Raw genomic sequence first — 11385 nt, 5'->3', positions numbered from 1 at the left:
TGGGGGAACTGGAGTTCACACAACTTCAGTTGAACAGGTCGCCCGTAGCCAGATTATTGAAAATTGGGTATCTCAGGATAAGCCAGAGCACTTGAAGACTATACGCGATCGCATTCTCAGAAATGAGCAACGAGCCAGTAGGCTGTTGGGATTGTATCAGCACGTATTAGATCAGGGTAGTCTTGCCGCTGATGGCAGTGAAGAACAGACGGAATTAAGGCTATCGGGGTTGGTAGTGGAGCTGGATGGGTATTTACAAGTTAGCAACCGGATATATGGCAGTGTTTTTGATAGGGATTGGGTTAAGCAGGAATTAGCGAGACTGCGTCCCTATTCTGAAGCATTTACCGCTTGGGTTGAGTCTGGGTGTCAGGATGAAGCTCGTTTGTTGCGGGGGGTAGCGTTAGAGAATGCTCAAGCTTGGGCGAAGGGTAAAAGTTTGAGCGATTTGGATTATCAGTTCTTAGCGGCTGGTCAGGAATTAGACCGCAGGGTATTGGCAGAAGAAAGTCGGATATTAGAGCAGGCTAATGAGACGTTAACTGAGGCTCAAAAGAAAGCGAAGCGAACCATACAGAGAGGGGGTTTAGCACTGGGTTTGTTCTCAGTTATAGCAATAATTGTGGCTGTGGTAACTGGGATCAAAGCTAGAGATAATTTTAAACAATCACAGGAAGCTAAAACAGGTGCGCGACTAGAACAACAAGGGGTTAGTATTTTACGACGCTTAGGAGGGGATAATGTTTACTATGGCGAGCGAGAGCTTTTATACTCAGCCATGGAGACTGGGCAACAGCTGTTTAACATAGTTAAAGATGGTCGTTCCCTAGATAAATATCCTGCCATCATTCCTCTGTATGCTCTACAGCAGAGTCTTAGTAAATTCAAAGAAAAGAGAAGATTTCGAGGACATGAATCCTTGGTATCAAGTGTAAGTTTTAGCCCCGATGGTAAGATTATTGCTACTGCATCATTTGACAAAACGGTCAGACTCTGGGATTTACAGGGAAAGCAATTAGCTCTGTTGAAAGGACATCAATCCTCGGTAAGAAGTGTAAGTTTTAGCCGAGATGGTAAGAGGCTTGCTACTGCATCCGACCTTACTGTGATACTTTGGGATTTAGAAGGAAATCAATTAGCACTGTTGAGAGGACATCCATCCTCGCTATTAAGTGTAAGTTTTAGCCGAGATGGTAAAAGGCTGGCTACGGCATTATCGGACAAAACGGTCAGAATCTGGGATTTACAGGGAAATCAATTAGCACTGTTGAAAGGACATCAAGATTTGGTAAGAAGTGTAAGTTTTAGCCTTGATGGTAAAACCTTGGCTACAGCATCAGACGACAAAACGGTCAGACTCTGGGATTTACAGGGAAAGCAATTAGCTCTGTTGAGAGGACATCAATTCCGGGTAAATAGTGTAAGTTTTAACCTTGATGGTAAAACCCTGGCTACGGCATCATACGACAAAACGGTCAGACTCTGGGATTTACAGGGAAAGCAATTAGCTCTGTTGAGAGGACATCAATCCTCTGTATCAAGTGTAAGTTTTAGCCGAGATGGTAAGATGCTCGCTTCTGCATCAAAGGACAAAACTGTTAGACTCTGGGATTTACAGGGCAATCAATTAGCTATATTTCAAGGACATCAAGACTCGGTAAATAGTGTAACCTTTAGCCTTGATGGTAAAACCTTGGCTACAGCATCAGACGACAAAACGGTCAGACTCTGGGATTTACAGGGCAATCAATTAGCTATATTTCAAGGACATCAATCCTCGCTATCAAGTGTAAGCTTTAGCCCCGATGGTAAGATGCTTGCTAGTGCATCATCGGACCATACCGTCAGACTCTGGGATTTACAGGGCAATCCATTAGCTCTGTTGACAGGACATCAATCCGAGGTAAATAGTCTAAACTTTAGCCGAGATGGTAAGATGCTTGCTAGTGCATCATCGGACCATACCGTCAGACTCTGGGATTTACAGGGCAATCCATTAGCTCTGTTGACAGGACATCAAGAGTTGGTATTTAGTATAAGTTTTAGCCGAGATGGTAAGATGCTTGCTACTGCATTATCCGACAATACTGTCAGAGTCTGGGATTTACAGGGCAATCAATTAGCTATATTTCAAGGACATCAAGACTGGGTAGAAAGTGTAAGGTTTAGCCCCGATGGTCAGAGGCTGGCTACGGCATCATGGGACAAAACGGTCAGAGTCTGGGATTTAGAAGGAAATCAATTAGCTCTGTTGAAAGGACATCAAGACTCGGTAAATAGTGTAAGCTTTAGCCCCGATGGTCAGAGGCTGGCTACGGCATCATGGGACAAAACGGTCAGAGTCTGGGATTTAGAAGGAAATCAATTAGCTCTGTTGAAAGGACATCAAGACTCGGTAAATAGTGTAAGCTTTAGCCCCAATGGTAAAACCCTCGCTACGGCATCAGACGACAAAACGGTCAGAGTTTGGGATTTAGAAGGAAATCAATTAGCTCTGTTGAAAGGACATCAAGACTCGGTAAATAGTGTAAGCTTTAGCCCCGATGGTAAAACCCTCGCTACGGCATCATCGGACCATACGGCCAGACTCTGGGCCGTTGAAGATTTAGATGAGATGCTAGCTAGGGGCTGTAAGTTGCTTGAAAATTACTTTGTGGAGAATTTTCAAGCTTTAGAAAGCTTAAGCTCATGTCAAGATTCAGTTAACAAAGCAGCAGTAGCTCCCGGTCTTGTCAAACAAGGTGAGAAGTTAGCTAAAGAAGGTAAATTAATCAAAGCCTTATCTCTCTATAAAGAAGCACAACAACTAGATCTAAATCTAAAAATTGATGCTAATTATTGGAACAACCTCTGTTGGGATGGTAGCCTCCATGGATATGCTGTTGAGGTGATGGATGCCTGTGAAAAAGCAGTAGCAAAAGAACCTGAAAATGGATTCTTTAAGAGGAGTCGTGGTCTGGCTAAAGCTCTGACTGGGGATAAAGCAGGAGCAATATCAGATTTTCAGGTATATGTAGACTCGACCGACAATGATGAGTGGAAAGCACAACCGCAAAAATGGATAGATGACCTCCGGGCTGGTAAGAATCCTTTTACGGAAGAGGTGTTGAAGGATTTACTTGAGGAGTGAGGGAAAGTCAGAAGTTAGAAGTCAGAAGTCAGAAGTCAGAAGTCAGCGGTCAGCGGTCAGCGGTCAGCAGTCAGCGGTCAGCAGTCAGCGGTCAGCGGTCAGCAGTCAGCGGTCAGCGGCCAACTTTTTGGCATAGGCTTCGACACCAATGTTATTCACAAGCTGAACGCGATCGCGTGTGCGTAGCACATAAGCTGATAACTGAACGCGATCGCGTGCACGTAGCGCATAAGCTGATAACTGATAGCTGAACGCGATCGCGTGCGCGTAGCGCATAAGCTGATAGCTGATAGCTGATAGCTGATAACTGATAGCTGATAGCTGATAGCTGAACGCGATCGCGTGCGCGTAGCGCATAAGCTGATAGCTGATAGCTCCCTTTGTTACAAAATTTTTCAAAATATGTTATAATATAAGATTATTTGTGCTACACTATAACAGTGGGCGCTGAGACGCCCAGAGTCAAGAGCTAGCCCGGTGAAAGTCCAAAATCGACGGGCTAGCTCTGGCTCTCCAATCACAAGGAGATACTTTTATGATGACGTATTCAGAACGGCTTCATCCATGGGTGGTCATGCGACTGTTACCCAAGATGCAGCGGGTAGTTGTTGCTCGCTTCCGCAATCGGTCGGATGCAGAGGGACATTTGTGGGCTTTGAAAAGATTAATGCCTGATGCGGAATTTATAATTATTTTTGATGTCGGTAATAATAATCCGATGGATGAAGAATCCTAGAAAATTACATGCATCTTGGTGGAATGGGCATCTTGCCCGTTCCACACTGAATACTGATAGCTGTTAGCGTAGCGTGTGCGTAGCGCTTAAGCTGATAGCTAAACATACGGCGGTTTGCATAACTATCAAGTACACTGACTTTTATCCCTATTCCCTATTCTCTATTCCCTCTTCCCTGCTCCCTGCTCCCTGCTCCCTAAAACCTAGATATTTGTACCTCACAAGTCGTAGAATTGCTATCAAACATCATGCTAGTATTAAAATCTTGCGCCCTAATCTTATTCACAACTTGTTTGATTAGTTTTTCTTGGGCAGGCTTGGCTTTATTTACTCGGCCTAACGGAATCCCAAATGGTGTGCGGATTCTGTCTGTCTTATGGACGCTATTAATAGTTCTACAGGTCAGTACCATCGTTCTTACTGAAGAAACCAATCTAATCCTAAGTTTAATGGGACTGAGCATCTATATCAGCTCACTAGTTTTGTTTTCGTGGACAGTTAAAACAACTAAGGAAAAGCCTTTGTCTCTTTGCTATTCCGATGATTTACCAAACCACATCTTTACCACTGGCCCCTATAAATTCATTCGTAATCCCTTTTACACATCCTACTTACTCTGTGTGCTAGGTGGTGTTTTTGTTACTAATCAACTCTGGCTAATAATCATAGTAGTAGTAATCTTTGTACCCTACTATCAAGTTGCTCGCCAAGAAGAAGCTAAATTTTTAGCTAGTAGTTTTGCGGCTGACTATAAAGTGTATAAAGAAAACACAGGAATGTTTTTACCTAAGTTATGGCCTCAATCACAAGGTTAAAAGTTTACATATGACAATCCCACACTATAACGATCTCGGCGGTGCGATTCGTGGGGTCTGCCATGCTTGGTGTAAAGAGCAAGGCTATAGCAATCCCTTTTGTCGCAATGGGGAGTGGTGGGCGTATCCCCCTAATGGCGTCATGCCTATCCAAATCAAAACAGTGATGGGAAAAAGTTGCCAGCGCCCAGTTCGACTCGGGCGATTGATTCTGTTTCTATATCCCGATGGATCCTTAGCTCCTGAGCCTGAGTTAGCTCTTGATGTGACAATTTTCAAATAACAGTGTCCTACTCCCGACTCCCGACTCCCGACTCCCGACTCCCGACTCCCGATTCCCTATTCCCTACTCCCTTCTATTCAAAATGGCCACAACCGTTGCAGCAATCGCCAAATTTTAACCACTAGCTCTTCTATCCAAAGTATGGTGATGTCTAACCACTCCAACACTCGTTCTAAAGGATGCTTAATATATCCTTCTGGAGTTGCTTGAGTTTCAATCCAGTCTTGATCTGGCTCTAGATCACTAGAGTTTTTAGAGTTAGCGATCGCACTATTTTCTTCTCCCTTAGATCCGTTAACCTTGGTGCTACCAGAGTTAACAACTGCTAGCGGTTGATCTTGAGATTCTTTGGGAGTAGTTTTTCCTAAATTATCCTGAATTTGGGACAGGTCTGGTGATTTATCAGTTTTAGAATTTCTCTTCTGGCTGATCGATGGTCTTGCTTTAACTTTTGAGGATTTATTTCTCGATATAATCAGCTTACCTGGAGCCTTTAGTAAGTGCAGGTATCGCTTAAAGAGGGTCCAAATAGACTTTTCTGACTTCACAGGAATCTTGCTGTTGAATCCTTCGGGTAACTGATGTCTATTATATTTAAGATTAGCAACCGGTAATTCTGCCTGATTTCCGGAGTTGGAGGTTGAGGCAGAGAAATTTTGGGAGTGGTCAGATCCATCTGGATTGCCCCATAAATCATTATCGGTTAACCAAGGCTCCAATTCATCTGATTTAGACCCAGATGGTGTTGAGGTGGATGATCTTAATGAGGGGGAAAGTGGAGGGGAATTATCTCCTGATAGCTGATGGGCTTCTGGGTATAAATTATCCCTGTTTCCTCCTGGTAAAACCTCTCCAGAACCAGAAGCAATTTCAGATTGGTCTGAGGAACTACTCAAACTAAAATTAGATGCTTTTCTACCAAAGAAATAGTCAATCGCAGCATAGATTAAGCTTAAAATTTTAAGTCGGTTAGTGTCAGACCCAACCGTTACCTCCTCTGAGCTATCACCCTTAATAAATGGTTTTTGTAGGGCTTGCCTCAGCTTAACCACCACTTCAGACCCTGGTAATAATTGGTGTGATTCCAGTTCTAGCAATTTGTTATCCAGGAAAGTTAATAGGTCTTGAATTGGGCTAGAAGGTGATAGCTGGAATGGTTTGGGTTTAGGTTGTCGGTGATTAGAGGTGGCTGATTTACCCTTGGAAACAGCTCGAATGATCCTCGATTCCCCGAAAAGATTAATTGCGATCGCTACAGGACTAGTTTGCACCCAGGCCATTAATCGCCAGAATAGCCTGATGGGTGGCAAAATAGGGGGGTGATCTAAGGTAGCAAGGGAAGGGGATGCTTTTTTGCCATCTAACGAGTGGGCTAAACGCCATTTACGCATTAAGTCAGCCACCTCCCAGCTAATTCTGGATGCTAGTTTTTGCTGCTGCTGGGGTGTCAATATATCCAGAATTTGGTTTTGCACTGTCACCAGCACTAGACCCCGGTTGTCCAATAAACAAGCTACTCCCTGAATCAGCATATGCTCATTAGTCGGGGCTTGAGCTGGGGTTTGATTTGGAGTTGCCCATTCTCCTGCGGTTACAGCTTGCCCATTATTTAGGCTGACAGGTTGCCCGTTATTTAGGGATGTTCCCCTTTGCCGTTCGATTAGGATAGGTTGCCCGTTATTTAGGGTAACAGCTTGCCCATTAGACGGTCTTAGGTTGTCTAGACCAAGTTGAAGGTTAAAGCTGCCAAGGTTCAACTCTTGTAAGACTCGCTGAATTGCTGTATCTGCTTCTGGCGGTGTTTCCTGGGTCTGGGCGTGGCTAAATGTCCTTAATTGGGGCAATCCAGCTTTTACTGAAGAGGAGATTTGACGCCCAGCCGATAAACTAGCTTGCACTAGCAGGTAAACCGGATAAAGTAAAATTTGTCCTCCCCATACCGCTGCAACCTTTAAATGCCGTGTTGTACGTTCAATTTGGTCAACAAACCGTTGAGATTGTCGATTGATAAAGTTAAACAATCTACTGCGATAGGGACCTTTGGCAGGGGAAGACATGATGGTTATTGCTTGGGTGAGGGATTAGCTATAGCGATTTGTATCTCGATTGTGAACACACTTATTGCAGGAAAAGGCAAAAGGCAACAGGCAACAGGCAACAGGCAACAGGGGCAAGAGCTCCTCAATTTTATTGTCCAATAAAAAAAGAGCTTTTAGGTTTACATCTCAAATACAAACGCGCTTATCAGCCTGATCGACATTTAAGCTGCATCTATACCAGGAACTGGTTATTGGTTGACAGTTGACGGCTAGCGCTCATAGCACTACCCATTAAGCTGTTTGACATTGATACAAGCTCAAAAGCTGTTGTAGTCAACTTTTAGGTGCGACCCGTGGCGAATTTAATTCTTCATGGGTCAAGGGCACCTTTGCCTCTAGCATGCATGCCTCTTGCCTTGCGCGTAGCGCTATAACTTTCAATAAACCACCAATAACAAATTAATCATAGTCGGTGCCATTGATTTTAGGGAAAATTTGACTAATCTTATTCCAATTACTTAAACCCAATGGATCAGATTAGGATTATTGATGGAATTAATCATGCGATCGCAAAACTCCGTGCTTTAACTCAAACAAATGTTCAGCAGGGTTGGCGATACTGTAATGAAGATATTCCTTACCCTGTGGCCACTCAACCAGAGTGCTGGGAGAATTGGTCAATAGCCCAACGTAATGACAAGGATTACATTACTTGGTCTGCTGGCAGACAAGTGATCTGGTTGAGTCAACGATTCCTAGTGCCCCAGGATTTGCAGGGCTATCCTTTAGCTGGCTTAGGATTACGTTTGGTATTGACGTGGTGGGCAGAATCGGCTGAGATTTTTGTCAACGGTCAGCTGGTACAAGAAGGGGATTTGTTTGATTCCTCCACACGGATGCTGCTAACTTCAACAGTCGTGCCAGGGGAAGAGTTTGCCGTAGCCCTAAGGTTGGTTAGTCCTGGTCATGATATCGGGGGATTAATGCGATCGCAAATCCTCTACGAAGCCACCAATCATGATATCGATCCAGGCTTTGTAGCTGATGAATTGGCTGTCTTACAAAAGTATAGCGCTAACTTTGAACCCGAAAAATTAGCGACTCTAGCTAAGGCTGTGGCTGAGATTAATTGGGATATGGTTTCACAGCCGACAGAATTTATGCGATCGCTTACCCGATTGCGCCAACAACTCAGTACAATTGAGAATTCAAACTTCAGAATTCAAAATAGTCAAAACTCTATCCAAATGCTAGGTCATGCTCACCTTGATCTAGCTTGGTTATGGCCAGTGAGCGAGACCTGGGACGTAGCTGTGCGTACCTTTGAATCAGTATTAAAGCTACAGCAAGAATTTCCAGATTTCACCTTTTGCCATACCACACCTGCCCTTTATGCCTGGATAGAGCAGCATCGCCCTGACTTATTTAAAGCGATTAAACAACAAGTGGCTGCTGGTCGCTGGGAAATTGTGGGGGGGATGTGGGTAGAACCGGAATTAAATTTAATTGATGGTGAATCAATTGTCCGACAAATCCTCTATGGTCAACGTTACGTCCAGAAAACCTTCGGTCAGTTAACCACAGTGGCATGGGTAACCGATAGTTTTGGCTTCTGTTGGCAACTACCTCAATTGCTCAAACAGGGTGGAATTGACTACTTCGTGACCCAGAAGCTGCACTGGAACGATAGCACCAAATTTCCCTATGGTGCTTTCTGGTGGCAGTCTCCCGATGGCAGTCAAATCTTCAGCCTAATGTCTCCCCCTAACGTTGCTGGTGTTATGGATACAAATCCCATTACTATGGCAAGCTATGCCATTGATTGGGAAATTCAAACTTCACTCAAGGAGGCATTTTGGTTACCTGGTGTGGGAGATCATGGCGGTGGTCCCACCAGGGATATGTTACAAGTAGCAAGACGTTGGCAACAATCCCCATTCTTCCCAAAGCTGGAATTTACCACGGCCAGTGAGTATTTGTTGTTCGCGAAGCGTGGCCTTTTGGCCAAGGTTAGCAGGTTGAAGGTTGCAAGTTGTGTTGAGAACCTTAGTGTCGGAAGTGTCGGAAGTGTGGGGAGAGAAGAAAGCAGAACAGAGCAGAGGGGAGGGGGGAAAGGCCAAAGCCAAACCACTAAAGAGATTCCGGTCTGGAATGATGAACTATATCTAGAATTCCATCGGGGTTGCTATACCACTCACGCTGACCAAAAGCGCTATCTACGTCGTTGTGAGGGATTGTTGTACCAAGCAGAACTGTTTGCAGCCCTAAAAACCATTGCGACAGGACAAGCGTATCCTAAGACTGAACTAGAGGAAGCCTGGAAAAAGGTGTTATTTAATCAGTTCCACGATATATTACCAGGAACATCGATTCCGGAAGTCTTTGTAGACGCTAATCAGGCTTGGCAGGAAGTAGAGGAGGTGACGGGAGATATATTGGAGGAATCCTTAAATGCGATCGCATCCAAGATCACCCTGCCACCACCACCAAAACCCAATGCTCAAGCGATTATTGTCTTTAATCCTCTCAATTGGCAGCGTTCAGAAGTAATTGCGATTTCTTTAGCTGTTTCGTTACCTGTTTCTATACCGGTCGAGTCAATCGAATGGGAAGTGTATGACTGTTTTGGGGAAAAGATAGTCTCTCAAGTTAGCCACGATCAAGCCCAAGATATCCCAAACCATGACAATAACAATGAAAATCTCTCCTATTCTCAAATAGAATTGCTGTTTCTAGCCAGTAATATTCCTTCGGTAGGATATCGTGTTTTTTGGTTGTGCAGCAATGATGTGGAGTTGACCATAGAGCTATCTCCCGATTCCCGATTCCCGATTCCCGATTCCCTCCTGGGAGGGGTTAGGGCGTGTTTTCAAAGTTTTCCGCAAGATTTAGATCCCCCCCAGCCCCCCTTAATAAGGGGGGAGCCAAACTCAAAGTCCCCCGAGCGAGCAATCCCTCGCTCGGGGGATTTAGCCCCCCAGCCCCCCTTAATAAGGGGGGAGCCAAACTCAAAGTCCCCCTTTTTTAAGGGGGATTTAGGGGGATCTCCGAGTTTGAAGACATGCCCTAGGGGTGGGTACCGATTCCCGATTCCCAATTCCCGATTCCCGATTCCCGATTCCCGATTCCCGATTCCCGATTCCCGATTCCCGATTGAAGATTTAGTCTTAGAGAATCAATACCTACGAGTAGTGGTAGACCCAGAAACTGGAGATTTGAGTAGTGTCTTCGATCAGGTTAATCAGCGGGAAGTGCTTAGTGGTCCTGGAAATCAGCTACAAGCTTTCGAGGATAGTGGTCAATATTGGGATGCATGGAATATAGACCCAAATTATGCTGACCATCCTTTGCCGAGCACTGAGCTGATCGGGATCGAGTGGGTTGAAACAGGAGTATTGAGTCAGCGTTTGCGAGTGGTGCGTCGGCTGATGCGATCGCAATTTTGTCAGGACTATATCCTCTCAGCAGAATCCCCAGTCCTCAAAATTGCCACTACCGTAGACTGGCAGGAACGCCATGTATTAGTCAAAGCTGCTTTTCCATTAGCCATTGATGCCGATTATGTGTCCTATGAGATGCCTTGTGGGGTAATTAAACGTTCTACTCGACCCCAAACCCATGCTGAGCAAGCTAAATGGGAAGTACCTGCTCTGCGTTGGGCAGACTTGAGTGATCAAACCTATGGTGTCAGTTTGCTCAATGATTGCAAATACGGTTATGATGCCCAGGCGTCCCAATTACGTCTAACATTGCTTCGCTCTCCGACGTGGCCCGATCCTGAAGCTGATCAAGGCATCCACCAATTCACCTATGCTCTTTATCCTCATCAAGGCAATTGGCGTTTTGCAGATACAATTCACCTAGCATACCAGCTTAACTTACCATTTCTAAGTTTACTTTGGTCTCCCCCCAATAGTTCTGTTGTCAGTAATAATGTCAGTAATAATAGTCAACCTTCTTTACCATCAACCGGACAACTATTAAATTTGTCAGCCAAGACTCTAATTTTAATGGCACTTAAACAATCCGAAGATATCCCTGATCAATGGATTCTCAGGTGTTATGAATCTCATGGGGAATCAGCGAATTTATCCTTAGTGAGTGATTTGGGATTAAAAGTAGTTCACCCAGTTGATTTATTGGAAAGACCTGTGAGTTTATCAGAACCATCACCGGATGGAAAAGTAGTTCAGATAGAGCCTTGGAAAATAAGTAGTTTTGCAGTTAGATTAATAACCTAGAAGGGAGTCGGGAGTCGGGAATCGGGAATCGGGAGTCGGGAGTCCGGAGGTAAGCTATCAGCTATCAGCGTGTCGCGTATCAGCTATCAGTTATCAGCTAAAGGCTGAGGGCTGAGGGCTGAGGGCTGAGGGCTGAGGGCA

Annotated in this window: 9 protein-coding genes; 7 read left to right on the top strand and 2 right to left on the bottom strand. The window is 44.7% G+C overall.

Going from position 1 to position 11385, the window contains the following annotated elements; all coding sequences use genetic code 11:
* Together F6K20_RS08935 and F6K20_RS08930 are read left to right on the top strand one after the other, a co-directional pair.
* A partial coding sequence (locus tag F6K20_RS08935; protein ID WP_287294466.1) for a WD40 repeat domain-containing protein occupies window positions 1-3130 on the top strand: 3130 nt, incomplete at its 5' end.
* Complete coding sequence (locus tag F6K20_RS08930) at window positions 3120-3266, top strand: hypothetical protein (RefSeq protein WP_287265666.1); 147 nt, start codon at window positions 3120-3122, stop codon at window positions 3264-3266. The genes F6K20_RS08935 and F6K20_RS08930, both read left to right, overlap by 11 nt.
* On the opposite strand, the gene F6K20_RS08925 is transcribed toward F6K20_RS08930, so the two are convergent.
* The gene (locus F6K20_RS08925) at window positions 3236-3529 is read right to left on the bottom strand and encodes a hypothetical protein (RefSeq protein WP_287294465.1); all 294 of its coding nucleotides are present in this window, start codon (window positions 3527-3529) and stop codon (window positions 3236-3238) included. The two genes, F6K20_RS08930 and F6K20_RS08925, sit on opposite strands and share 31 nt — an antisense overlap.
* 139 nt (window positions 3530-3668) lie before the next feature.
* Between F6K20_RS08925 and F6K20_RS08920 the strand changes: the two genes are divergently transcribed.
* The 4 genes from F6K20_RS08920 (at window position 3669) to F6K20_RS08905 (ending at window position 5089) form a co-directional block, all read left to right on the top strand.
* A complete protein-coding gene (locus tag F6K20_RS08920) occupies window positions 3669-3866 on the top strand; it encodes a hypothetical protein (protein ID WP_070393635.1) in 198 nt (65 codons plus the stop codon).
* Between the two features lie 248 nt (window positions 3867-4114).
* Complete coding sequence (locus F6K20_RS08915) at window positions 4115-4681, top strand: methyltransferase family protein (protein ID WP_287265664.1); 567 nt, start codon at window positions 4115-4117, stop codon at window positions 4679-4681.
* A gap of 10 nt (window positions 4682-4691) precedes the next feature.
* Entirely contained in the window at window positions 4692-4964 is a 273-nt protein-coding gene (locus F6K20_RS08910; protein WP_287265663.1) for a hypothetical protein, read from the top strand.
* Window positions 4965-4966: 2 nt separating this feature from the next.
* Window positions 4967-5089, top strand: a complete 123-nt coding sequence (locus F6K20_RS08905) for a hypothetical protein (RefSeq protein WP_287265661.1) — start codon at window positions 4967-4969, stop codon at window positions 5087-5089.
* Here the strand turns inward: F6K20_RS08905 and F6K20_RS08900 are convergent.
* Window positions 5042-7021, bottom strand: a complete 1980-nt coding sequence (locus F6K20_RS08900; protein WP_287265660.1) for a hypothetical protein — start codon at window positions 7019-7021, stop codon at window positions 5042-5044. The genes F6K20_RS08905 and F6K20_RS08900 overlap by 48 nt on opposite strands.
* 509 nt (window positions 7022-7530) lie before the next feature.
* On the opposite strand from F6K20_RS08900, the gene F6K20_RS08895 reads away from it, so the two are divergent.
* Entirely contained in the window at window positions 7531-11244 is a 3714-nt protein-coding gene (locus F6K20_RS08895; protein WP_287265658.1) for an alpha-mannosidase, read from the top strand.
* Window positions 11245-11385 lie beyond the last annotated feature (141 nt).

The organism is Moorena sp. SIO2C4 (assembly GCF_010672485.1).
Taxonomy (GTDB): Bacteria; Cyanobacteriota; Cyanobacteriia; order Cyanobacteriales; family Coleofasciculaceae; genus Moorena; species Moorena producens.
Note: the sequence above shows the minus strand (reverse complement) of the source record. Positions and strands in the feature narration are given on the sequence as shown.